Annotated in this window: 17 protein-coding genes and 2 CRISPR repeat arrays; of the genes, 5 read left to right on the top strand and 12 right to left on the bottom strand. The window is 41.4% G+C overall.

All coding sequences use genetic code 11. The features are described from left to right. Positions 1-26 precede the first annotated feature (26 nt). Positions 27-1,550 carry a hypothetical protein gene (locus tag ABF638_RS02040; protein WP_435019814.1) on the bottom strand — a complete coding sequence of 508 codons (1,524 nt, stop codon included), beginning with the start codon at positions 1,548-1,550 and terminating at the stop codon, positions 27-29. A 1,013-nt stretch (positions 1,551-2,563) separates the two neighbouring features. Between ABF638_RS02040 and ABF638_RS02035 the strand changes: the two genes are divergently transcribed. The 3 genes from ABF638_RS02035 (at position 2,564) to ABF638_RS02025 (ending at position 6,362) form a co-directional block, all read left to right on the top strand. Further along, positions 2,564-4,018, top strand: coding sequence for an aminotransferase class V-fold PLP-dependent enzyme (locus tag ABF638_RS02035; protein ID WP_435019812.1), 1,455 nt, complete (start codon positions 2,564-2,566; stop codon positions 4,016-4,018). A gap of 134 nt (positions 4,019-4,152) precedes the next feature. Further along, positions 4,153-5,439, top strand: coding sequence for a sulfite oxidase (locus ABF638_RS02030; protein WP_435019810.1), 1,287 nt, complete (start codon positions 4,153-4,155; stop codon positions 5,437-5,439). A 71-nt stretch (positions 5,440-5,510) separates the two neighbouring features. Next, positions 5,511-6,362: a sulfite exporter TauE/SafE family protein gene (locus ABF638_RS02025; RefSeq protein WP_435019808.1), complete on the top strand. Its 852-nt coding sequence runs from the start codon at positions 5,511-5,513 to the stop codon at positions 6,360-6,362. Between the two features lie 153 nt (positions 6,363-6,515). Here the strand turns inward: ABF638_RS02025 and ABF638_RS02020 are convergent, their stop codons facing one another. From ABF638_RS02020 to ABF638_RS01995, 6 genes are all read right to left on the bottom strand, one after another. Further along, positions 6,516-8,015, bottom strand: a complete 1,500-nt coding sequence (locus ABF638_RS02020) for a hypothetical protein (protein WP_435019806.1) — start codon at positions 8,013-8,015, stop codon at positions 6,516-6,518. A 95-nt stretch (positions 8,016-8,110) separates the two neighbouring features. After that, positions 8,111-8,884, bottom strand: a complete 774-nt coding sequence (locus ABF638_RS02015; RefSeq protein WP_435019804.1) for a TIGR03943 family putative permease subunit — start codon at positions 8,882-8,884, stop codon at positions 8,111-8,113. Between the two features lie 71 nt (positions 8,885-8,955). Further along, a complete protein-coding gene (locus ABF638_RS02010; protein ID WP_435019802.1) occupies positions 8,956-10,008 on the bottom strand; it encodes a permease in 1,053 nt (350 codons plus the stop codon). 658 nt (positions 10,009-10,666) lie between these two features. After that, on the bottom strand, positions 10,667-11,674 hold the full coding sequence (locus ABF638_RS02005; RefSeq protein ID WP_435019970.1) for a WD40 repeat domain-containing protein: 1,008 nt from the start codon (positions 11,672-11,674) through the stop codon (positions 10,667-10,669). A 136-nt stretch (positions 11,675-11,810) separates the two neighbouring features. Then, positions 11,811-12,104, bottom strand: a complete 294-nt coding sequence (locus tag ABF638_RS02000) for a hypothetical protein (RefSeq protein ID WP_435019800.1) — start codon at positions 12,102-12,104, stop codon at positions 11,811-11,813. Between the two features lie 375 nt (positions 12,105-12,479). Then, positions 12,480-12,650, bottom strand: coding sequence for a chlorophyll a/b-binding protein (locus ABF638_RS01995; RefSeq protein ID WP_012410338.1), 171 nt, complete (start codon positions 12,648-12,650; stop codon positions 12,480-12,482). Between the two features lie 437 nt (positions 12,651-13,087). Between ABF638_RS01995 and ald the strand changes: the two genes are divergently transcribed. Continuing rightward, entirely contained in the window at positions 13,088-14,179 is a 1,092-nt protein-coding gene (gene ald / locus ABF638_RS01990) for an alanine dehydrogenase (RefSeq protein ID WP_435019797.1), read from the top strand. Between the two features lie 301 nt (positions 14,180-14,480). After that, positions 14,481-15,535: a CRISPR direct-repeat array (repeat unit 37 nt; unit sequence ATTGCAATTCATCAAAATCCCTATTAGGGATTGAAAC). Between the two features lie 204 nt (positions 15,536-15,739). Here ald and ABF638_RS01985 read toward each other — a convergent pair. The 4 genes from ABF638_RS01985 to ABF638_RS01970 form a co-directional block, all read right to left on the bottom strand. Then, on the bottom strand, positions 15,740-17,017 hold the full coding sequence (locus tag ABF638_RS01985) for a sensor histidine kinase (RefSeq protein WP_435019795.1): 1,278 nt from the start codon (positions 17,015-17,017) through the stop codon (positions 15,740-15,742). A 30-nt stretch (positions 17,018-17,047) separates the two neighbouring features. Then, on the bottom strand, positions 17,048-18,937 hold the full coding sequence (locus ABF638_RS01980; RefSeq protein ID WP_435019792.1) for an ATP-binding protein: 1,890 nt from the start codon (positions 18,935-18,937) through the stop codon (positions 17,048-17,050). Positions 18,938-19,271: 334 nt separating this feature from the next. Further along, positions 19,272-19,739: a CRISPR direct-repeat array (repeat unit 37 nt; unit sequence ATTGCAATTCAACAAAATCCCTATTAGGGATTGAAAC). A 497-nt stretch (positions 19,740-20,236) separates the two neighbouring features. Further along, a complete protein-coding gene (gene dusB, locus ABF638_RS01975) occupies positions 20,237-21,292 on the bottom strand; it encodes a tRNA dihydrouridine synthase DusB (RefSeq protein ID WP_435019790.1) in 1,056 nt (351 codons plus the stop codon). A 76-nt stretch (positions 21,293-21,368) separates the two neighbouring features. Further along, positions 21,369-22,190 carry an Rpn family recombination-promoting nuclease/putative transposase gene (locus ABF638_RS01970; protein ID WP_435019788.1) on the bottom strand — a complete coding sequence of 274 codons (822 nt, stop codon included), beginning with the start codon at positions 22,188-22,190 and terminating at the stop codon, positions 21,369-21,371. A gap of 628 nt (positions 22,191-22,818) precedes the next feature. Between ABF638_RS01970 and ABF638_RS01965 the strand changes: the two genes are divergently transcribed. Beyond that, on the top strand, positions 22,819-24,696 hold the full coding sequence (locus ABF638_RS01965; RefSeq protein ID WP_435019786.1) for a DUF1565 domain-containing protein: 1,878 nt from the start codon (positions 22,819-22,821) through the stop codon (positions 24,694-24,696). A gap of 195 nt (positions 24,697-24,891) precedes the next feature. Here the strand turns inward: ABF638_RS01965 and ABF638_RS01960 are convergent. Next, positions 24,892-25,117, bottom strand: a 226-nt coding sequence (locus ABF638_RS01960; RefSeq protein ID WP_435019784.1) for a tetratricopeptide repeat protein, incomplete at its 5' end; no start/stop codon positions are given.

Below are 25,117 nucleotides of genomic sequence, written 5' to 3'. Positions count from 1 at the left end.
TACAGACGCGATTAATCGCGTCTCTCTTAACTCTTGGGGCGAAAATTCGGCAGTTCCACAGATGCCAATGACTTACGCCCCTTGGGTGGACGCTGAGGATAAACTACTGGTGAAGGTGAATTGTCATCATTGGTATTATCACCTAATAACTCTGAAGACAAATCACTTGCTGACAATTGGGAAACTTCTGACCAGTAGTCTTCAGTTTCTCCAACAGGCGTCTCGGTGTCAGGTGGAGTGGAGGAAATCGGTAAGTTATTGGCTGGTGAAATCACAGAATCTGTTTTCCAAGAATTAGAGGTAGTTGCAGGGGGATTAATTTCTGCCTCCAACTGCTCCTTCTGTGGATTTTCTAGTTCTTCATCGTCTTCTAAGATTGTTGCTAAAGTCTCCCAGATGGGCGAATCACCTACATCAGTTTTCGCAGGTGGTGGTGGTGATACTGATGCAGGCTGGGAAGTAAAAAACATTTGGATTAGACTATCTAATTGCTGATCTAAATTTGATGAACCCAAAGGTGAAACAACTTCCGTTGTATCTGAAGAATCATCAATTTCTGGAGATGATCCTGGCTGTGTTGGTGTTGGCGTATCTTTCTTAACTGTCCAGTTCCAAGGAGATGATGGCGTCGGAGTGGCTTCATTTCTTTGGAATGGGATTGGTGCTGAGGGTTCACCCCAAGAATTATCTAGATTATCAGTCAAAGATTCTGATTCTGCTGACCAAGGTTGAATTGGATGTGCATTCGGAAACAAAGACCGAGCTTTTCTAGAGAATCTTCCTTGTCCACTAGTTATGTCTTTAGGATGTTTTGCAGCATCTTCTAGGGAATCATAGCTAGGAACCGATGTATCTAAACATTTTTCTAGAGCTGCTTTGAATTGCAGCGTCTGGCGTTGCTGTCGCATCAGCCTAGTACGTAACTCCCGACAAGCAGTTTCTGACTGCAATAGCTGCTGAGACTGTTCGCTGTTGTTAGTGTGTAACAACGTACATTCTCGCTCTAGCTGGGCAAGGCGTTGTTGGCTAATTTGTAGCTGTGCTTTATAAGTATCAATGAAAATTTCCTGGCGTTGAACAGTTTGTACAGCAGTTTCTAGTTGTTGAAATAAAGACTTTATCTGTTCTTGAGCCGCCGCCAGTTCCTGAGTATGTTGGTTGAGCATCGACTCACTCACGCTGGAACGCGTTTTCTGCCACTGCAAAACCTTTTCTGACTCAGTTAGGTTGTCTTTTAGCTGCTCTACTTGTTCATACAAGTTATTGTTAGCTGCACGTAATTCTTCGTTCAATGCCAGCAGGTTCTGAAATTCCGAGTCAATAAGTGCTTGTTTGCCGCTTTCAGGCTCTGCAACCCAGTCCTGCTGGGTAGTATCTTGTGAAAATTGTGTATCTTCAGCTGGCATGAGGAGTGGCAGTTTTCTAACTGTCATATTGTCATTAGGCACAACTGAGTAAAAGGGACAACTCGCCTGCTCTGATTGTGGCGAATTAGCAGAATTTAGGGATTCCATCACAGCCCCCTTGTTTGAGGTGTCAGCTTCATTCATCACTCTTGACTCACCCGCTTAAAAATAATTCAGCAGTGCTGGCATTAGCATTGCTTATTAACTGTGTCTAATCAGGGTTTGCTCTAGAAGCTAAGTTTAACTCTCTCCAAGCACCAGCAATTAATCATCAATTGGTGTTCCCTATTTTGTATCTAGACTGATGCCGTTATAACACTATGATGCTCTGCGCCGTCAAGAAGAAGTGGAAGGGGAACTCGGGCCGCCTTCGAAGGTAGGCGGCAGGGAGGAGAAACCCGATACGTTAAAAACTAAACTTTATTAGCTGATGAAGTTTTTTTACATGAAAAAACTGCCTCACCTTATAGTTTATTTTTTATAATCGCATCCGTCTTAAGATACAAATCAAAAATGTCTCCTTCAACACAATTTTATACTGACTCATTTCTTACTTAAGATAGATGCCCGTACAAGTATCTACTATTCGATGATTATTCTGTAATCTGAGCGATCGCTATTTAATGTCAGCAAACAAGTAAGAGCTTCTGCCATAACTACAATGTTATGAAATTGTGACAAATAAGAATAAATACTTATAAATAATTGTTGTAGAAGTAGCAAACCATCTAAGTAAATTAATAAATTTTTTTTAAAGAGTAATCTCAACTTAGTATGGGCTTTTTTCTCAGTAAATACAGTCCTAGTGGGCAATTCCAGGCTTGGTTAGTGAGAGGCTTTTCATCTCAACTTACCTTCAATATGTCAAGTTTGTTTAATGACTACAAGAAAATTGTCTAAAGTATACTTGACTACTTATTAATATTGTTTACATTGTATATTTATTAACAGAATTTTTATTCTAATCAAGTGTTAGTACGGATATCATTTTTAATTAACTTATTAAAGAATAATTGTAAGAACCGAGTTTTCCACTAGCAACAAAGTAGTTATAAAGACCATGATTACTGCCTATTTATATAAATGTGGCGCGAAATAAAGCGTTGTGGCAGTTAGGCTTGTCCAAAAAATCCAAATTTAAAATAGGGGTGCTAAAGATGACTGACGTACTTGCAATGGGCGCAAATATAAAGCAAGAAGCTGCCCAATTACCGCTGGTTGCAGAAAATTTTGACAGTTTTTGGGATAAAGAAATCAGACCGTTATTCACAGATGAATCTCTATCTTTTAAGGTGAAAACTCTTAACGGAAAATATGTCAAGTACGTCAACTTGGATAATGGAGCTACAACCACACCCTTTGCAACCCTTAAGCAGCATGTGGACGAAATGCTTGACACTTATGGCAGTGTGCATCGAGGTTCTGGGCAAAAATCCGTCATTACGACACGAGAATATGACGCTAGTCGGAACGTGATTCGGGACTTTGTCGGGTCATCTTCAGACAACTATGTAATCTTTGCGAAGAATACAACAGAAGCAATTAATGGAGCCGCCACACTTTGGGCAAAAAAACCTGGGAAAATCTTAGTTTCTGATATTGAGCATTCATCCAACCTGCTACCTTGGGTCACTAGAGACGAAGTTGTGCAGTACAGAACCCAGCCGGATGGAAGTGTAAGTGTTGCAGAAATTGAGGATATATTCAAGGCACACCAAAATCTCCCCGAAGCCGAGCAAATTAAGTTAGTAACTATTACAGGTGCTTCAACAATTACAGGTTACAGACCCCCGATTTACGAAATTGCAGCTTTAGCACATCGGTATGGTGCAAAGATATTTGCCGATGTGTGTCAGTTAATTCAGCATGAACAAGTAAACATGGGTGCAGATGATGACCCATGTCATTTAGATTTCGTAGCTTTCTCTGGACACAAGATGTATGCACCCTATGGAACCGGGGTTTTGCTGGGGCCAAAGGAATTTTTTGATAGCTCTTACCCTTATCAAATCGGGGGTGGAAACCTGCCTTATATCACCAGGAATCTAGAGATCAAGCGTTTTTATACAGAACGGGCCCATGACCCTGGAACACCAAACGCAATGGGTGCGATCGCCATTGCCAAGGCAATTCAAATTATCGAAGCATTAGGGCGCGATCGCATCGCTCAGTATGAACACTCTCTAGTTGAATTCACATATACACGGCTGGGGCTGATTCCTGGGGTCAAAGTACATATTCCAGGAGATAATTTAGCCCATGTTATTCCCTTTGATATTGATGGGTTTGATGGACGCTTAGTGGCAGAAATTCTGGCACAAGAATATGGCATTGGGGTTCGGGCTGGGGCTTTCTGCACTTATGAATACATTCGCAAGCTCAAGAATATTTCAGACGAGCAAGACTGTGAGATTGCCAAGGAAGTAGACAGAGGAATTACACGTAACATTCCTAGTATTATCCGAGCCAGCTTTGCTGTATATAATACATTGGAAGACTGCGATCGCTTTATAGATGCGATCGCTCAAATAGCTAAAAACGGATTGACTCATTATTTGCCCAACTACACACAAGATCAGATGACTGGTGTCTGGACAGCAATAAACAGCTAGTTTTTTCAGAGCATAGGGCATTTATTGGGCATTGGGCAATAGTTCTTCCCCTATTTCCCCTGCTCCTTCATCAAGCCTTATTCTCTGTGCCTTAATTACGAATTACGAATTACGAATTAAAAGGGGGTAATAGCTTGAGCGATGAAAACCTCTTTGATCAGGAAGATTATTTACAGGCACGGGTTGATGAGTGTATCTGGCAAAAAAGTACAGATGCAGGTATTTCGCGCCAGCGCTTTCTAAAAATACTAGCCACTATGGTTGGTGCAACAGCCGTCGCTGGGTTAGCTAAACCTGCACCTGCTCACAGCCAGACATCTATTAAAACTAAAGGCAGTAAAATACTTAAGCCATTGCCACCAGGGTATATCTCTCATAGCAAAGGCACATTAGAGATGAACTGGGAAGCAATGTATGGGCGTGGTTATTTAGTACCAAATGATTGGTTCTATGTTCACAACCGCCATACACCTCCCCCTTTTGACCCGATTACATGGCGTTTGCAGATTCACGGAACTGGCGTTTCTGCACCCTGTGAGTTCACTTACGATGAAATCGTTGCCATGCCGTCCATCTCAGTCACTTGTGCCATTGAGTGTGCTGCTAATGGTCGGCGCTTCTTTGAAGAAGCTTACAACACACCACTCTCTGGAGCAAAATGGAGACTTGGAGCTATTGGTGTGGCTGAGTGGACTGGTGTACCGCTTGGCATGTTATTAGAGCGAGCTGGATTGAAAGCCACAGCGAAAGATGTACTAGTTGAAGGTGCAGATGTGGATTCGCTGGATTCAAAGGAGACAAATAAATCCAAGTTCAGCAGTGTAGTTCCAATTAGTAAGGCATTAGCAGATAACTCGCTTGTCGTCTATGCAATGAACGGAGAACCATTACCTCCAGATCACGGTCAGCCATGCCGTGTTTTATTCCCTGGTTGGGGAGGAAACGCCAACGTTAAATGGATTGAGCGGATTGAAGTTTCGGAAACACCGATATATACCCAGTGGGTGACAGAGCAAATGGTGCTGGTTGGTGCAGATTATCCAGCGATCGCACCATATAAAGGTAAACTAATTACCTATCAAAATGTTAAGAGCGCTTTCGAGTTGGCTTGGCCCGCTACACTTTCGGCTCGAACTCACTTACTGCGTGGACGTTCTTGGTCTGGGAAAGGAAAGATTACGCGTGTGGAAGTCAGCCTAGATGGCGGTAAAACTTGGCAATTCGCACGACTCAGAGAACCAAACTTTCCATTTGCATGGGTACGCTGGGATATTGAATGGAACCCAATTCCTGGGGAATATTTTCTCCAAGCTCGTGCTACTGACAATTTAGGTAATACACAACCGACTAAAGTTCCGTGGAATGATTCTGGATTGCTATACGGAGGCATTGTTAGCCATCCAGTGACAGTACGGGGATGAGGGGGACAACAAAAATAATCCATGCCCAATGCCCACTCAGCACTATCAGTTCTCTAGAAAAAGACCTATTTATGATTGATTATAGTTGGTTGATTTTAGTGACGGGGGGTCTAATATCTGGAATCATAGCTGGACTTTTAGGAATAGGTGGCGGTATTGTCACAATTCCTCTTTTAGTCACACTAGGTTATACTCCCGTTCAGGCGATCGCTACTAGTAGCCTTGCTATTGTGATTACTTCAATTTCTGGAAGTTTGCAGAATTGGTGGATGGGCTACTTTGACTTTAAACGAGTAATTTACTTAGGAATTCCAGCTTTTCTAACTACTGGAATAGGTGTATATTTCGCCAATAAAATTCCATCTTATATAATACTTTTTACATTTGGCATCATCCTACTCGCTAATATCTATTTGATTGAGCTTCGTAAGCAATTGGCCTTTAAAGATACAGAGAATACAGCACCAATATTTAACCCATTAATTTCTAAAATCGGCACTGGGGGAGCAGCAGGTATTTTAGCAGGTTTATTCGGCTTAGGTGGCGGTACGATTATGGTGCCACTGCAAATGTTGCTACTAGGAGAAGACATTAAAGTAGCAATTCAAACTAGTTTGGGTGTAATTGTCATCACTGCTTTAGCTGCCTGTACAGGACACACATTAGAGGGAAATATTCTGTTTGTTCAAGGTATAGTTTTGGGATGTGGAGGTCTTTTAGGCGTTCAAATGAGTACTCGCACATTGCCAAAACTACCAGATTCCACAGTGAGTTTAGGACTTCGTATTTTCTTAGGAATACTATCAATCTATATTTTTTGGGAAGCTTGGACAAATTATCAATTCATGGTTTTAAAATCTCCAGTAAATGAAAATTTGTTAGCTTTTTACCAAGAAAGAGTCATGATAATTCGTAGTTCGTAGTTCAAAACTCTTACTAACCAAGGCAGGAGTAGGAGAGATTTATCCCTTCTTTTAAATTCCCGAACCTTCTAACTACTGTCAGGAGCAAAGTTTTAAGATCCTCCTAGTCCCAATACTACTCGGTTAAGCATTTTGAACTCAGAATTTGGTTCGTCAAGGTAGCCATCGGGGACGAAATCCAGCAAAGGGGAGTTGTTCTGGTCTAATTTCAACTGTCGCAGCATCAGCGATGGGTAACAAAGGCATTAACCACAGGCTACTGGTATCGATCGCATCTCCATCATCAGTTTTCAAAGTGTTTGGAGGTAATGATGTTGGGGGATTTGTCTGCGGTACTACTTGGTCAAATAACAAGCCTAAACCGTCGGCAGATAAACTCATTTGCACATTTCGTTGAGCGGGAGGCAGTACTAGCAGTGGTTTTTGTTGTCCGCTTTTCAGATCAATTGCCACCACATAAGGCTGTTCTATATATTGTTCTTTGGATACTAGCTGTGTTAGCAAGCAGTAGAGAGTGGGTGAGGCGATGTCAAATTGGCAGCTGAGAATTGAGCCTGTAGTTTTTAATAGTTGTTTCTGCACACCTTGGTTTGTCACTAAAAACAAATCTCGCGTGTAATCTGTATTAAACTTTACCATCGCTGCTTGAGAGCCATCTTTGGAGAAAGCCTGTACCAAACCAAACTGCGGCAGAAAATCTAGGGGTTTGCTAGCATCACCTTGCAGTGGTAGAATGGCTGCCCCTTGTCCTTGAGCAACTGCTACGGCTTGACTATCTGGTGTGATCATAAAGTCTCCCCCAGGTTGGCTTTGCAGACGTTTAGGGGTGGGTTTTTCTGCTGAACCGTCGCTGTTTGCTGGCATAAACCATAGTCCAAAGTCGCCGGGATTAGTTTTGTTTCCCCGCTGGATGACAATAGTTTCCCCATCAGGTGATAAGTCAAATTTGAGATTTTGATAATCTTTACTATCTAAAATCAGGTCAACTCTACCTGCTGGTTCTACTTCTTGTTCAGATTTACCAGAAACGCCTGTTGTCACTGTGTACAGCTGGGCTGAAAGTAAGTCTTGATTGTTGCTGGTGCGAGCAGAAAATAAAATTTTCTCGCCATCAGGAAACGATTCAAAGTCCATTACTACCAAATCTTTGGGGGTAAGTACCCTTTTTTGCTCTTCGGTTAAGTTGTAAAGAACTAATCGTCCCTGTTCTTCTTGATTGGTTCCGATGTAAAGGATGACGCGATCGCGTGTGCGGAAGCTACCTGTAAAGGCCTGTATCACCCGATTTTTGCCTTCTTGCTGGGCAAACTTATCTTTGGCTCCCTGTAACTGCACTTTATAATTCGTGCCATAAGGTGCTGGTGTCACCAGTGTATAAACCATCCGCCGCCCTGCCCAACTGAATTTACCTGCTAGGGGTGGTTCAATTTTCAAGTTATCCTCGACACTTTTTACTTCCATTGGGCGGCTGAAGGTGAGGGTGAAGGAGTTATCTTCTGCCCCAATTTGTTGATTTTGCCAGGTAAATTCCCGGACACGAGCAGTTACCACATCACCTTGCAATACGAGTAACCCAATCAGCACACTCAGCAGTAGCATTAGTGCGATCGCTATCCGATCCAGTGGTTGAATAAATGCTTTAGATTTAGTCATTGATTATTGGGCATTAGGCATTGGGCATGGGGCATGGGGCATTGGGCTATTGGTCGTTAGTCATCCACAAATGACAAAGGACAAAGGACTAATGACTAATAACTATAAGGATTCTCCGGTTGAGGAATCTTTTTGAAAGAGGTAGCGGCAATGGTAAGTTGGCGTTTACCTGCCAAATTTTCTGTCACCATTTGTCCTTCAACTTCTAGCCAGGTATCAGGGGAGTAACGCTCTTGATTATTTTGTAGTTTAACGGGCAATCCCACAGGGTAAGCATCTGCTGCACAGCAAGTTAAGACAAATCGTGCTAAAAACAAATATTCTTTTCCTATATCGGGCGGGTGGATCACAAATCCCTGCACCTTGACTTTTTGCCCTGTATATGCGTCTGGTTCTGGATAGACATTGACGGTGCGTACCCAGTCTACAAGCGATCGCTCTTCTGGACGAACAGTAACCCGAAAGGCTTGGGGTTTAACACGTGTGCTTCCCAGTAGATCAGTCGTCACACCCCTTTGGAGTGCTTTGTCACTAGCAAAAACTTGCGGTGTAATGATAAAACCTAGAATCGCCGTAGTCAACAACAAAGCACTGCCCCAACCAGGGGGAAATAAACTAATATGCTGGGTGTTTGGTGTAACATCACGGCGATGCCGTTGCCAAAGTTCCTGCATCTTGAATAAACCAATAATGATGAAGCTGATACCACACACAATCACCAACCAAAAGTAATTTGGGTGAATCAACAGGTTCAGCTTATTAGTTAGCCAATATCTCAACATCAAAATGCCCCAAGCAGTAATTGCTAGGGTATCCAGCCAAGGGAGTAACAAATTTGGGATTTTAGATTTGGAATTTTTGTTAGCCATTAGTCATTGGTCATTTGGTCATTAGTCATTGGTCATTAGTCATTAACAAAGGACAAATGACAAATAATTTCTTAAAAGACGTGTAAGTTCAGGAAAAGAGTAAACAAAAATGTCAATTGTCCTGCTAAGGCAAATAAGTAAAAGATAGTTTTGGGTTTAAAAATAGATAACATCAAACCAACGCTTTTGATGTCAATCATTGGCCCAAAGACTAGAAATGCCAGCAATGAACCGCTGCTAAATGTTGAGGCAAAAGATAGGGCAAAGAAAGAATCGACTGTAGAACAAATTGACACCACTACTGCTAATATCAGCATCACCACAATTGAGCTAATGGGCCCAGCACCCAAACTGAGAATTAATTCACGGGGAGCTAGGACTTGAATAGCAGCTGCGATCGCACTTCCTAAAATCATCACTCCGCCCAATTCTCGCAATTCTTGGATGCTATTATCCACCACTAGGCGCAGTTTATCTCCAAGCGGTTTACTGGCAGTAGAAATTATGGTAGGCGGTACCAAATTCGGATCTATCCGCAGAGGTATACCTGCTTTTCCTCCTAAGATATAAGTCCCGGATTGTAAGAGATTCGATACAGGTGCTTCCTGTTGTACTTGATAACGCTTACCACGGCGTTTGGTTTCAGGTTGTGCGGGCGGATTATACTTCATATAACGAGCGATCGCAGGTTGGACTATGGGATTTAAGTCCTTTTGAAAACTGAAAACAAACCCGATAATTGTGGCAATGGATAAAGAAAATACGACTCGTAAGACCACTATTTCTGGCTGATCTCGAAATGCTGTCCAAGTTGCCCAAATTACAACTGGGTTAATTGTTGGTGCTGCGAGCAAAAAACCAATTGCAACTGGTGTGGGTACTCCCTGAATTAGGAACCGCCGCGCTACCGGTACATTCCCACACTCACACACCGGAAATAAAAAGCCGATCATGCTGCCAACTAAAGCACCTAGCAGCGGATTTTTGGGCATTTTTTCTACTAGTTTGCGCTCATCAACAAAAAATAGCAGCAAACTGGAGAATAAAACCCCAAGAAGCAAAAAAGGCATCGCCTCGACTAGCAGACTTAAAAATAGCGTAAAACCATTGTTCAATTGATTCATGGGCGTCGCAGTCAAAAGCGGTTTTGAGTTTTAGGGTTCTGCCTAGTCATTCTATCGAAATGGGGATCAAAAGCAGTTCGGGAAAATTAAATATCATTTCAGTAGCAAGTTATCCTACCTTTCAAATAGCGCTTAAACGCTACAAACCTTTGCTTCAGCCAAGATAGTAATTTTTACCTGAGTGCATTTACTGACGATAACCATTTCTAAGATTGTCTAAGTTGAGAAATTGTTCCGATCTAGAGGGCAAGTAGCTGCATAGATGATTTGAAGTTACCTATGTTTATACTTACAGTAATTTGCTGGATAAGATATTAGCTTGGCTGTATTTTCATCAAGTATTCACAGTTATTGAACATTTGGGGTAGGCGTAGCCCGTCTTAGACATTGCTCTTGGTTACTACCATGATTGCTTTTGGCTAGTTCTCGCAAAATCTGATCTGAGCTTTGGTTGATTTTTTACTATAAAAACTCTAAAAATGCAAGACCACAGTTTAGCAAACACGATGAAGAGTGCTGAGTTGGGTAAATGCTGAAAGTCCCCATCCCCTAGTCTCCAGTCCCCTTTTCGGTCAAAATATAAGACAATTTATATCCCCGACTTCTTTAAGAAGTCGGGGATCTACTTCACTAGTTCAATTATTTTGTACCATCGCGATTATTTACGTTTTGGTGGAATCCCCCAAATCTTGATTTGTTGATCAAAACCACCACTGGCAAGAATTTTACCATTTGGACTAAAAGCGATCGCACTTACCCAGTCTGTATGTCCACTTAGTGTATTTACTAACTCGCCTGTAGTTAAATTCCACAATTTAATCCCATCCCTACCAGCACTAGCAAGGGTTTCTCCATCAGGGTTAATGGCGATCGCATTTACCCAGTTATTATGTCCTGTGAGGGTACGGACTATTTCTCCAGTATTAATATTCCACAGTTTGACTGTGCGATCGCGGCTTGCACTAACTAATGTTTGTCCATCTGGTGTAAAGATTACAGCGCTCACACCATTAGAATGAGCTGGCAATTCACTAACTAATTGACCAGTACTCAAATTCCACAGCTTGATTACACCCTTATTATCACCACTAGCCAAGGTCTGTCCATCTGGACTAATAGCTAGGGTATAAATCAAATTATCAAAGCGCACTAGAGTTCCTAGAGGGCGTTGCTGTAGCAAATCCCATATACGAATCCCATCCAAAGCTCCACTAATGAGAACTTTACTATCAGGAGACACCGCTAAAGATAAGACGTTACTGGTATGTCCGACAAAAGAGCGGCTAAATTTAAAATTTTTCAGGCTCCAGAGGTTAATCGTGTTGTCATTACTACAGCTAACGAGGGTTTGACCATCTGGCGAAATAACTAAAGATTCTACAGATGTTTTGTGTGCTTTGTTAATATCCGCCAACTTTTTGCCGTTTGCGGAATTCCAGAGGCGAATTATACCCTCGTTTTCTGCACCTCCACTCACAAGTATTCTGCTATCTGGACTAAAAGCGAGGGATTTAACGGTTCCTCTATGTCCTCTAAGTGTGTAAAGTAGTTGAGCATTACCAAAGCTGCTGGTAGCTTGGGAATTTGGCGTTACTTCAACGACAGCATGAGCTTGATGAATGTAAAACCCTTCCCAGGTAGTCACTGGAAGGGCAACAGCTGCCATAAATGCCAGGATAATATACGGACGCAGAAAACTACCCCCACCTCTTCCCTCACTACTCACTCTTTTTCCTCACTTTTATAGATACGGTTACCCCCATACATTTTGCAGAGTTATTTAAGTAATAACTCTGCATATCCTAAAGAGGTGGTTTTTTCTTAGAAACGCTTAACATTGGTAAAGGCGGACTAGAAGAACGAGAGGGCAAATAATGTTGCACTACAGGTTCCTCTGGTAAGGGACGACGCTGCTGGACACGCCACAACTTAAAGCCGAGCGCTATCCCTGCTGTTCCCAAACCAAAAGCGAACAATGACCAGCTATCATTCAAACCGCCAATCAGGGCATCCATAACGCCCATCGTCATCAATACAGTGACTATTGGCTCTTTTCGGTAAGTTGACTTCAAAAAACGAGGTAATACAGCATTCATCACAGCTTGGTTGGTTCCAGTTCACCTTTTGTGTATATTTACCCAGAATACCTCACCCGTCATTTGCCTTTCTTATCCAAGGCAGGCATTAATTATGATTTTCTTTAGTAGGGGAGGAAGTTTACTCATTAATTGCCTTGCATATACCTTGCATATATTAGTTGCAAGTCTATGATATTTCAATCACTAATAGGTATTTCCATTCCTCTCTTGCTTACATTCTAGGTCAATTATTTATAAATAAGTCTAATTAAAGTATGTAAGGTGAAGTACTTGGCTATCAATTGTTAAAGTCAAAACCAACTGGTTGTTCCAGCTGGTTAAAACTCTTTTAATTACTAGCTTACAACTTCAATATCGTGCTTGTTTATGGCACTACTTCAGACCCAGCCATGATAGCACCCCTTGATTGGTGACATATTCAATCACCAACATCAAAGCGAAGCCAATCATTGCAGCTCGACCATTCAAGCGTTCGGCATATTCGTTAAAGCCAAACTTAGGCTCCTCTAGTTTAGGTGTAATCGTTGGTTGTGTTTGTGTCATTTTTAAGAAACCTTTTTCGGCAAACGGGACATGATATCAGACTTCGCAGCAGAAGTCGGGGAAAGTGGTGATAAGTGGTAAAGGTTAAAGGAATAGATTCGTTTTTTCCCCTTAACTTTTGCCCTACACTTGGTAGCTTAAAAGCTGATTGCAGTGCTTGAATACCAAGATGACTTGAGAAATTCAGCAAAAGCTTCCTAGTCGGGAGCTATACAATCGGTCTTTTAATAAATTGTTACTATTCTTTATATATTGTATAAATACTGGGGCAATAGTCAAGGGCAAGAGTTTGGGCTACTCAGATTGAATTGAGAAACTTAGAACAGAGATTAGCTATCTCTAATACAGCTATCTCTAATACTGAAGTAGCAAGACAGAAGTAGCAAGCTTGAGATTGGCAGGCTACAGTTAAACAAAAAAAATATCAGAGGCGATATATGGAAATCGGCGTTCCCAAGGAAAATAAGGATCAAGAATTTCGTGTAGGTTTAAGTCCTTCTAGCGTGCGGGTGCTGCGAGAAAATGGTCATAGCATCTTCGTCGAGACGCAAGCGGGTAATGGTGCTGGATTCTCTGATGACGATTACAAAAGTGCTGGAGCCGAGATTGTCCCGACATCAGAAACAGCTTGGAATAGAGAATTGGTTGTTAAAGTTAAAGAGCCGCTGACATCTGAGTATAAATTTTTGCAGAAAGGGCAGATATTATTTACTTATTTACATTTAGCAGCCGATCGCAAATTGACAGAGCATTTAATTGATTGTGGCACAACTGCGATCGCCTACGAAACTGTAGAACAACCTGGTGCCAACAAACTACCCTTGCTCACGCCCATGAGCGTAATTGCCGGTCGGCTAGCAGTACAATTTGGGGCCAGATTCCTAGAACGTCAGCAAGGTGGTAGAGGCGTCCTTTTGGGCGGTGTACCTGGAGTCCAACCAGGCAAAGTAGTAATTTTAGGTGGCGGCGTTGTCGGCACAGAAGCAGCTAAAATTGCCGTGGGCATGGGTGCGATCGTCCAGATTTTAGATGTGAGTGTCGAGCGTTTATCTTACTTAGAAACCTTATTTGGCTCTAGAGTTGAATTACTTTACAGCAACTCTGCTCATATTGAAGCCGCCGTTAAAGAAGCAGATTTACTCATCGGTGCAGTTTTAGTGTTAGGACGTAGGGCACCAATATTAGTATCTCGCGAATTGGTCAAACAAATGCGTCCTGGTTCTGTAATAGTTGATGTAGCTGTTGACCAAGGTGGTTGCATAGAAACCTTACACCCTACATCCCACACTAATCCGGTATACATTGAAGAGGGCGTGGTGCATTATGGCGTTCCCAATATGCCAGGAGCAGTACCTTGGACAGCAACTCAGGCACTTAACAATAGTACATTACCTTATGTTGTCCAGTTGGCAAATTTGGGAATTATGGCACTGGAAGTTAACCCAGCATTAGCTAAGGGTGTGAACGTGCGGAATCATAATTTAGTGCATCCGGCTGTGCAAGAGGTATTCCCTGATTTGGTAAATTAAGGTTTGCAAGTGCTAGGCGATCGCTTATTTTAATGGTGGTAGCGATCGCTAGTTAGACTAATTTTCTTGCCAAATGCGCGGATGGGTAGGTGTACAAAATGAGATGGGGCAAAAAAGCCTGTATGTTGCATCCATACAAGGCTTTGAGGGCAATGGTACTTTTAAACCATCCGCGCACCTTATGGGAACTGGTTTTCAGCGATTTGTATCTTGTGTTATGACTATTCCCTGTGCTATGATTCACTCATTCGCGCAACTGCACCTTGAAAACCAAATACAGCAACGCTTTCGGACGCCAGCGATTGCAATTCATCAAAATCCCTATTAGGGATTGAAACCCGTGCAACATTGAAGCGGATAGCAGTCAAGGTATTGACGAAATTGCAATTCATCAAAATCCCTATTAGGGATTGAAACATCTTCTTCATACTCTTTTACAAATTGCTCTAAATTGCAATTCATCAAAATCCCTATTAGGGATTGAAACCGTAAGGAATATAAACGCCATGCTGAATAATATCATTGCAATTCATCAAAATCCCTATTAGGGATTGAAACAAGCCACAAGGCAAACATCCCAGCCACACATCACTATTGCAATTCATCAAAATCCCTATTAGGGATTGAAACTTCTGATGGACTGCAAGGCCACTCTATAAGCAAGTGAATTGCAATTCATCAAAATCCCTATTAGGGATTGAAACATATCTGGTATGGCATTAGGCTGGGATACTGCATTGCAATTCATCAAAATCCCTATTAGGGATTGAAACTACGTAGATTACCCAAGGCTGTGTTAAGTGCATGATTGCAATTCATCAAAATCCCTATTAGGGATTGAAACAAAAGCGATCGCCCCGGCAAAGACGCGATCGCTTCCATTGCAATTCATCAAAATCCCTATTAGGGATTGAAACTTTAAATAAGTCATCTACCACTACCACGCTCTTTAGAATTGCAATTCATCAAAATCCCTATTAGGGATTGAAACAACAAAGCCTCTTTAGTGCGAATGTTGATTACTTGATTGCAATTCATCAAAATCCCTATTAGGGATTGAAACTTTTACTAACCGAAATACGTATCCAAGCCATTGATTTACTCATTGCAATTCATCAAAATCCCTATTAGGGATTGAAACGTCGGACGGTAAAAATCAGATTGAAACAACTGATTATATTGCAATTCATCAAAATCCCTATTAGGGATTGAAACTTAAAATTCTGGCAGCAGTGTTGGCTTGCTGACATTGCAATTCATCAAAATCCCTATTAGGGATTGAAACACTCAATTCCTAACAGATAAAAAGCATATCTGGAATTGCAATTCATCAAAATCCCTATTAGGGATTGAAACTCGGATTTTGGGGCTAAATGGCAGCAAAAGGATACGGATTGCAATTCACCAAAATTCCTATTAATGCAGTCCGCGTAACCTGCGATTTTTGCGAAGGATACGCGGACTTCAGAAATTTGAAAGCATTGTCATTTGTGTTTTGTCTCTATAGCCCCGAATTCTATTTGGCTTTTGATATTAGCCATAGAAAAGGTGGATGTTTTCTTAATCTACACTGCTGATGATTGGAATTCTAATCGTAAACTCGGTTCCCATCCCCATTTGAGAATTCACTTCCAATGTACCATTGTGTTTTTCCAAAACTATTTGATGGGCAATCGATAAGCCGAGTCCAGTGCCTTTACCGACAGGTTTTGTGGTAAACAAAGGCTCAAACAGCCGTTGTTTCACAGATTCAGGAATGCCGGTGCCATTATCAGCAATCCGAATTACAATCCATTGTTCGGAATCTACTTCTGTAGTAATCTGAATTTGAGGAATTTGATCACTGATTTTGCCTAATATCAGAGCTTCATCAAGAGCATCAATTGCATTAGCTAGAATATTCATAAATACTTGATTCATTTGACCGAGATAGCAGTTTATCTCTGGCAATGTTCCATAACTCTTAATCACTTCAATAGCAGGACGATCGCCATTACCTTTGAGGCGGTGCTGCAAAATCATTAATGTGCTATCCAGTCCTTGGTGCAAATCTGCAAGTAATTTTTCATCACTATCCGAGCGGTAAAAGTTGCGTAGTGAGGTAGAAAGATTTTGAATCCGTTCACTACCTAGCTTAAGTGAGTTCAGGATTTTTGTTATATCTTCAAGAATAAATTCCAGATCCAATTCATCAATAGCAGTGCTAATTTTAGCTGTCGGGTTGGGATAATCTTGTTGATACAGTTGGATAATTTTACTTATTCCTGCAAAATATTCCTCTAAAGGTGGAATATTGCTAGTGATAAAACTGAGAGGATTGTTGATTTCATGGGCGACACCAGCAATTAATTCTCCTAGTGTTGAGAGTTTCTCTTGCTGTACTAGTTGGACTTGGATTTGTTGCAAAGCAGCGGTGCGATCGCTCACCTGTTGTTCTAAAGATTCAGTCAGGTGTTTGACTTGTAAATGCACACGCACTCTCGCAATAACTTCCTCTTGGGCAAAAGGTTTGGGAATGTAGTCTACTGCACCAAGAGAAAATCCCTTGGTTTTGCTCTCCGTATCCGCTAAAGCTGTGGTGAAAATAATGGGAATGTTTTGAGTAACAGGATTGGCTTTGAGGCGGCGACAGGTTTCAAATCCATCAATCCCAGGCATTTGTACATCGAGCAAAATTAACTCTGGTCGATTACGTTCTGCAAGAGCGATCGCAGTTTCTCCATCCACTGCAACACGAAAACGAAACCCCTCAATACTGAGCGCTTCGCACAGGACAGATAAATTTGTCGGATTATCATCCACAATCAAAAGAAATCCAGTATTTGAGGTCTTGAGCATGATGGATTAAAAAGCGAAATTTGATTCTAATTAATTAATATGTTGTTGAATGAAGCTTTCCAAACGTTTAAGTTGGAAATTACTAGCAAGCTGGATGATTTGCTCAGTAAAAGTACTAAGCTGCTCATCAGATGTAGAAAGTTCCTGAACTGATTCTAAAAGTAGTTGAATATCGCCGTCTTGTGCTAGTTCGAGTAACTGTTGTAAAACCTCATTACTAGGAGAAATCATCTTCTCTAGATGATCCATACCACCTGCATCAGTTTTTTTGATTGTGTCTGCTTTGCCATCAAAAATCCATTGCAGTTGCAAAAGTTTTCGTAGTAATTCCAGCAGGGCTTCAGCTTCTATAGGCTTTGGTAAAAATATATTCGCACCAGCATCAACACTCTTGTACTGATCGGCTGCAAATACACTAGCTGACGAAGCAATAACAGCAATCTTTTTAAATTGGTTAGACCAACGTAAACGTTTGATGAACTTAAATCCATCGCTTACAGGCATAACTAAGTCAGTGATAATCAAGTCTGGTTTATGAGCTACAGCTTGTTCCCATCCTTCCTGACCATGACTAGCTTCTATAACTGTAAACCCAACTGGCTCTAGTAAATTTACAATTACCGAGCGATTTTCCCATTTGTCATCCACAATCAAAATGGTGCGTTTTTGTCCTTGATAACCAATAATAGTTCCCTGCTCTACCACTCTGGAAACCTTTGCCCAATCTTTAGATTCTGGCAATTGCACCTCAAACCAGAAAGTGCTACCTTTACCAAGCTCACTCTGCACCTGAATTTGACCACCCATCAGTAAAATAATTTGTTGGCTGATTGCTAATCCCAAGCCAGTACCTTCACTTTGTCGTTTCTGATTTCCCACTTGCTCAAAGGGCTGGAAGATTTTCTGAGTTTGCTCAGGGGTTATACCCGCGCCAGTATCTGCTATCTCAAAACGAATTTTGTAGTTTGTTATTTTTCCATCGGCATTTGATTCTTGACTAATAACCTTAGCCTGAAAGCTAACGCTACCTTCATGAGTAAATTTGATGGCATTACTTAGCAAGTTAATCAGTACTTGTCGCAAGCGTTTTTCATCAGCATAAATGCCTGTTGGCAAATCAGGATCTAATTGAAGATGAAATGCAATAACCTTTTGTTCTGCCTGGATACGGCAAATTTCAACCACACTGTCTATAAAAGCAGGAAAGTAGAAACCAACACGATTTAATTCCAGTTTCCGGGCTTCAATCTTGGAGAGATCCAGGACATCATTAATTAGGTTTAATAGATGAGAACCACATTGGTAAATGATGCTGACTCCTTTGCGTCCTTTCTCGCTTAAAGATTCTGTGCGTTGGAGAATTTGTGTATAGCCCAGGATGCCATTAAGGGGTGTGCGTAATTCATGACTCATATTGGCAAGAAATTCACTTTTTGCTTGGCTAGCATTTTGAGCAACTTCCTCAGCTTTACGCAGTTCTTGCTCTATACGCTTGCGCTGTACAATTTCACTTGTGAGCGCTCGATTAATTACTTCTAGCTGGGCAGGGCTAGGCAATGTTAGAGCTTGAGGCATGAGATAAAATAAGGCAAAGGCTGTATATATTGAAATAATGGCAGTTAAAGCTTTGAGACTACCTGCAACCCAGTAATCTGGATGCCAAAGCGTCCAAATGTCGATCAAGTGTCCAGTTCCGCAAGCAATAATAAAAGCACCAAATAATATAAAGACTCCATTAAAAGGAACGTCTTGGCGCTTGGAAATAAAGTAAATCAGCAAGAAGGGAATAGAATAATAGGCGAGTGCGATCGTTGCATCAGAAATAATGTGTAACCAAACTAGCCCCGTTTGCCAGAGATAACAATGTCCGTGGGGAATAAAACCAATTGAGTGCAAAGGATAGTTTAAAAGTGTCAACATGATCTTAAAGGTTACTGGATTTGCAATATATACCTCTAATCTCAGTATTCCCAAATCATCAAGTAGTAAGCTTAGTTCTCAGCAATCTGACTAATTTACTTGCAAAATGCGCGGATGGGTAGGTGTACAAAATGAGATGGGGCAAAAAAAGCTGCACACTCTATCTATACAAGACTTTGAGGGCAATGTTACTCTGAAAACATCCGCGCACCTTATGGGGACTGGTTTTCAGCGATTTGCATCTTATGCCATGACTATTCCCTGTGTTATGATTCACTCATTCGCGCAACCGCACCTTGAAAATCAAATACAGCAGCGCTTTCAGACGCCAGCTATTGCAATTCAACAAAATCCCTATTAGGGATTGAAACGTGTATCTTGCTCTGGCATAGGGTGAAACGATGGTATTGCAATTCAACAAAATCCCTATTAGGGATTGAAACCCATCCCTACCAGGTCTACCATCTCTACCAGGTAATTGCAATTCAACAAAATCCCTATTAGGGATTGAAACGTGGAGGCTGCCTGGTTCCCGTTTATCTGATGCCATTGCAATTCAACAAAATCCCTATTAGGGATTGAAACAACTACATTTGATTAGTTAACTTTTAGGGTCAGAGTATTGCAATTCAACAAAATCCCTATTAGGGATTGAAACCATCCCTATCACTATTAGAACTTGGTAAAATATCATTGCAATTCAACAAAATCCCTATTAGGGATTGAAACTGTGTGTGGCTCTTTCTTGCAAGTAGAGAGTAAGTAATTGCAATTCAACAAAATCCCTATTAGGGATTGAAACCTGATTGAAGGTGATGAAATTCTTTGCTGAAAATGATTGTAATTAATACCAATTCTGTATGAAGATGCACATCATAATACCCCCTGTAGTCCCCCCAAGGCATCAGGGGGACGGCGATAGCCGGGGGGGAAATTATATGCCAATACGGTTTAGTTAAGCGCTACTTGTACAAAAACGTGGGTTTTTGAGACGCGATAAATCGCCGTCTCTACAAGTGTTTTGGTCTTATCTGAACTGTATTGAATTATATGCAGCTTCACAAAGAAACGCTATAACCAAATTTCTTATTAGGGACTGAAACTGCAACCGTGAATTTAAGAAATATCCTGATTTTATTATCAGATAAGCTAAAATTTGTATTGTGATTTAATAATTTTGCTTGACTTTTTACTTTACTGTTAAATTTGTCCAAATAAAATAAGTTAGCAGTATCTAAGCGATCGCGTCACTTTTCGCAATCACCAATATCATCCCAAGCTAATGGTAAAATCAATTTTCTAAAGCATTACCAAACTACCTTCTGCTTCTTCTTCAAGTTCATAACCATTGGCCAGTTTTTCAATTGCTTGGTCAAGCATTGCCAAACCTTGATCTACTTTTTCAACTAAACTTAGCTGTCCTCGCAGTTCGGCAGCACCAACGAAACCCTTAGCATACCAAGTCATGTGCTTACGGGCTTGACGCACGCCGCGATCGCCTTTATATTCCCACAAGGCTTGTAAATGATCTCTTGCACATTCCAACCGCTGAATCGGGGTAGGTTTCGGTAATATTTCCCCAGTTTTCAGGAAATGATCAATTTCTCCCACCAAAAACGGATAACCCAAAGTTCCACGAGAACACATAACGCCATCAGCGCCAGTTTGTTCTAAACATCTCACCGCCGCTTCAACAGAAAAAATATCTCCATTCCCAATTACTGGGATAGAAAGCACTTCTTTTACACGGGTAATCCATTCCCAACGAGCATTGCCATTGTACCCTTGAGCGCGGGTACGTCCGTGGACTGTGATCATTTTTGCCCCGGCATCTTCCATTCGCTTGGCAAAGTCGAGAATAGTAATTTCGTTGTCATTCCAGCCAATGCGGGTTTTTACTGTCACAGGTACATCAACAGCTTTTACCACTTCCCGCACAATTGCTTCTGCTATTTCTGGTTGGCGCAATAACGAAGAACCACCACCATTTTTAGTTATTTTATTTACTGGACAACCCATATTAATATCAACAGTATCAGCACCTTCTGCAACTGCCTTGATTGCTGCTTCTGCTAGAAAATCTGGACGACAATCAAATAGTTGAACGCTAATTGGGCGTTCGTTAGGGTCTACCTCCATGATTTTGGGTAACTGCTTGACATAATGCAACCCTGTAGCATTCACCATTTCGGTATACATCATGGAATCTGGGGCATAGCGACGCACCAGACGGCGAAACACCATATCTGTAACCCCAGATAGAGGCGACTGGAGAACCCGACTTTTTACCTCGAAGGAGCCAATTTTCAAGGGTTGGGAAAGTCTAGCTTGGAGAATGGGAGACAGGGAAATCATAGAAAAAATTAAAAATTGTGCGGATAAAAAATAGCAGGAATATTTAGAGGGATTTGTGATCAGTGCTAATTGTCGGTTACGTATCCTGACTTGGAGGCTGTTTTTGCATTTCTTGCTGAATCTCTTTTAGACTCAAACCTAACTCTTTCGCTGTTTCTTCAAAACTCAATCCCAATCTCAACAACAAAGGTATCATTCTCAACTTTTCTTCACGCGCTCCCTCTTGTTTGCCCTCTTGCTTACCTTCTTGCTTGCCTTCTTGATAAACTCGTGTTTGTTTCAAATCACTTAACCCAAACATACCTTCAATCTCCTCTCGACTCATTGCCGGAAACTTGTAAACCAAAATTGTCTCTATCAATTCTAGTAACTGCCGCCGTTGTGGTTCAATGTTGATTTCTTGCTGGGTTCTGCCTATTAACTGCCTAGCAGATGTAATTGCTGTATCCTCTTCATCGACCACTAATTTCATAGTAGCAATTCCAACTGGCAGCGATGCTGTTTCACCTAATTCATTAAGATAAATGCGACTGATGCGCTGGCTAGTGAAAAATTCGCTGTAATTCTTGATATCTGCTGTATCTAGACTGCGATTGGGATAAATAACTACTCCTCGCCAAGAATTTTTAGGTTTATTTTGGCGTAAGTATAAAGAAATTTCTGAAAATAGGCGTGAATAAATTTCTGTGTCGGTTTGAAACTGGACTTCAACAAAGTAAATCGGATTTTCTTCTCCTTGTGTTGGGAGAAAAACACCATCTATACGGAAGGCAGTTTGCTTGATTTCAATTGAGGAAAATTGATAAGTCTCTGCGGTTTGGGGTGGATTACCAATTAATTCAAAAAAGATGCCAGGAAGTTCTTGAAAAAGGCGATAAAAAATGCTGTCAGTTTTCACGCTTGATGTATTGCGGTGATTTAACCAGTTAGATTTTACCGTAAAATTGCTAGCAACAAATTTTGTTCAATTAGAGGATGTTTTAAAAGTCCTCTAAGACTACTGAGTTTTATTTTCAGCCTTAAAAAAGTCACAAAAAACGCCGAGACTAAAAATATCTAACAAAAATCTTTTTTTCAAAAATAGGATTTACGCATTGACAGAAAATACCAAATATGAATTCTTTGAAAAAGCACGACTGTCGTAGGGGGAAAGCGCAATGCTAAACCCCTACAGCTGACCATCGAAGAACGATTAATAAAAGGCTGAAACGACCCATTTTTGTATATTCATACCATGATTAAGTTGTACAGTGCGTAAGTTCTAAATAAGTGGAACTCACATTAATTTATCAAGAAAGGCAGTCTTGCTGGAGGAAAACTGCCCTCTCTCAAGTACCGCGACTAAAGGAGTCTTATTCAGGAAGAGTCTGAATCCCCTACTGATTTACTCCTTCTGCCTCCTGCCTTCTTTTTCAATACTCTGTATTAAAAATCGCCAATCGGTCAATATTGTGAGTAATATTATCGACATAATACTCTCTAAGAGTATAAGAATTTATTGATACTTCTAAGGAGTCGTGTTAAAGATGATTCACTATCGTGTGTTTCCTAAGTACCGTAGAGTAGATGTTATGCTTGCAAAGCTGAAGTTTCTGAAATCAGCAAGGCTTTTATTTTTTAGTAATTCGGTATTATATTTTACATTAAGTATGATAGCGGCAAGTATGGCGTTCCTGGGTACAAGCTTGGGTAGCGCGATCGCTCAAATACCATCGACACCAGATTCTATACCCTCTGGTGAAAAAACACCATCTCAGGTTAATGTGCTGTTTGTCAACCCAAAGGTTGGAGATGACAGCGCAGGTAATGGCAGCGAATCCGCTCCTGTGAAAACGATTACTCAAGCGTTGCGATTAGCTAACGCCAATACTGTAATTATGCTCTCTACGGGCACTTATAGCGCCGAGACAGGAGAGGAATTTCCCTTAATGCTAAAACCGGGTATTTTAATTCAAGGCAACCCTAGCAATCAAGGCAAAGATATTATCATTCAGGGAGGTGGTGATTACCTGAGTCGGAGCTTCGCCGGTCAAAATGTCACAATTGTTGGAGCAAATCAAGCTTTACTCACTGGGGTAACAGTGACAAACTCTAACCCCCGTGGTTACGGTTTATGGATTGAATCTAGCAATCCAGTAGTCGCGGAAAATACATTTACTGGCAGTACTCAAGATGGGATTTCCGTCAGTGGTAATGCTGCACCGACTATTACCAAGAATTACTTTGATCGCAATGGAGCCAATGGGATCACAATTTCCGGTAACTCCAGTCCCCAAGTGAAGGAAAATATCTTTCACCAAACGGGTTTTGGGATTAATATTGCCCAAAATGCCGCTCCTGTAGTCATCGGCAATCAAATCCAAAATAATAGATCGGGAATTGTGGTGCAAGCAAATGCCCGCCCGATTTTGCGGAATAATTCTATTCAAGATAATAAAGAAGATGGTTTAGTTGCGATCGCTCAATCAATGCCAGATTTGGGTAGTGCATCCGAACCTGGGGGTAATCAATTTCAAAATAATGGCCGCTACGACATTAACGCTAGCGCTGCTAAACAGGTAATTGTTGCTGCTGGTAACAACCTTGTGAGCGATCGCATCACTGGCAAAGTAGATATTGACGGTACAACAGCAATAGCAACCCAAAATTCTCAACCCGCTCCCAACAACGTGTTACGAGAAATACCACCAACTGGAGAAATCACTTTCTCGGCTCCCGAAATCTCTGAAACTACCAATGGGCAAAGCAGCAACAGCATTTCAGCAAATAATCCTGTTTCTACACAATTAAACAGTCAAATGCTGCCATTAGCGCCAGTCAATACATCAGTTTCCACGCCTAGATCCAATCAACAACTCCCCACCTCTGGAGTCGCGGGTTTTCCTACTCCTAGCAGCTTGTCAGGTAGACAAATACCAACTAACACTTCAAGAGTTGCAAATTCCAGTCCAGCACAGCAGTCTGATACACGACAGTTAAATTATGTGCGGATTGATCCTAATACGATTGAGTTTACTGCCCCTGAGTACCCATCCAATCCAGTTGCACAGCAGTCATTGCCAATACTAGAAACTTCTGCCCCAGGTGCTTCAGCACTTTTACCACTTCCTAGTCACAATATCCCCATTAGCAAGACTCGCAATATGCAAACAAGTTCTGCAAGTATTCCTTATGGCGGTAACTCTGCGACGCAGTTCGGTGTACGTTATCGCGTGGTAGTGCCACTAGCAACCGAGAGAGATCAAGATTTAGTGCGATTCCTTGCTCCTGATGCGTTTCCCACAGTTTGGCAAGGTCAAAAAGTTATGCAAGCAGGAGTATTTAACAGTGAATATAATGCTAAAGAAATGCTTAAAACACTTTCTAGCAAAGGTTTAAGAGCTATTGTGGAGCCGTTGAATTAATTGGGGATTGGGCATCCCTTCTCTGCGAGACGCTACGCGTAGCTTGCTTCCCCCCTTTTTTTGATTGTCATTGGCGATCGCGGGTCAAAATGAAATCACTCGACTTGAGAGAGCGATCGCTTTTCTAATGTGGAAGAGGCGATCGCGGTTTCATCAAAGGAACAGATAATTTATAATTTTTTTACTACACTAGCATTAAGTATAATTATCGCCCAACAATTTCAGATTTTCACGGATCTTGGATGTATTGGGATGATCTACTCCTAAGCTAAGTTCAGCAATTGACAAAGCTTTTTTATACAGTGGCTCGGCTTTGCTGTACCGTCCTTGGGAGTAGTAGAGTGCTGCCAGGTTGTTGTAACTGAGGGCGACATCGGGATGCTCTTCTCCCAGCAGCCGTTGCCTGAGTGATAATGCTTTT

Source organism: Nostoc sp. CALU 1950, assembly GCF_051172895.1.
GTDB classification, from domain to species: domain Bacteria; phylum Cyanobacteriota; class Cyanobacteriia; order Cyanobacteriales; family Nostocaceae; genus Nostoc; species Nostoc edaphicum_A.
The sequence above is the reverse complement of the archived record's forward strand: the minus strand, read 5'-3'. Positions and strand labels throughout refer to the sequence as shown.

Coding starts and splice junctions, on each gene's coding strand:
- ABF638_RS02040 (WP_435019814.1), bottom strand. CDS start 1,550: ATGAATGAAGCTGACACCTCAAACAAGGGGGCTGTGATGGAATCCCTA.
- ABF638_RS02035 (WP_435019812.1), top strand. CDS start 2,564: ATGACTGACGTACTTGCAATGGGCGCAAATATAAAGCAAGAAGCTGCC.
- ABF638_RS02025 (WP_435019808.1), top strand. CDS start 5,511: ATGATTGATTATAGTTGGTTGATTTTAGTGACGGGGGGTCTAATATCT.
- ABF638_RS02020 (WP_435019806.1), bottom strand. CDS start 8,015: ATGACTAAATCTAAAGCATTTATTCAACCACTGGATCGGATAGCGATC.
- ABF638_RS02015 (WP_435019804.1), bottom strand. CDS start 8,884: ATGGCTAACAAAAATTCCAAATCTAAAATCCCAAATTTGTTACTCCCT.
- ABF638_RS02010 (WP_435019802.1), bottom strand. CDS start 10,008: ATGAATCAATTGAACAATGGTTTTACGCTATTTTTAAGTCTGCTAGTC.
- ABF638_RS02005 (WP_435019970.1), bottom strand. CDS start 11,674: ATGGCAGCTGTTGCCCTTCCAGTGACTACCTGGGAAGGGTTTTACATT.
- ABF638_RS02000 (WP_435019800.1), bottom strand. CDS start 12,104: ATGAATGCTGTATTACCTCGTTTTTTGAAGTCAACTTACCGAAAAGAG.
- ABF638_RS01995 (WP_012410338.1), bottom strand. CDS start 12,650: ATGACACAAACACAACCAACGATTACACCTAAACTAGAGGAGCCTAAG.
- ald (WP_435019797.1), top strand. CDS start 13,088: ATGGAAATCGGCGTTCCCAAGGAAAATAAGGATCAAGAATTTCGTGTA.
- ABF638_RS01985 (WP_435019795.1), bottom strand. CDS start 17,017: ATGCTCAAGACCTCAAATACTGGATTTCTTTTGATTGTGGATGATAAT.
- ABF638_RS01980 (WP_435019792.1), bottom strand. CDS start 18,937: ATGTTGACACTTTTAAACTATCCTTTGCACTCAATTGGTTTTATTCCC.
- dusB (WP_435019790.1), bottom strand. CDS start 21,292: ATGATTTCCCTGTCTCCCATTCTCCAAGCTAGACTTTCCCAACCCTTG.
- ABF638_RS01965 (WP_435019786.1), top strand. CDS start 22,819: ATGATTCACTATCGTGTGTTTCCTAAGTACCGTAGAGTAGATGTTATG.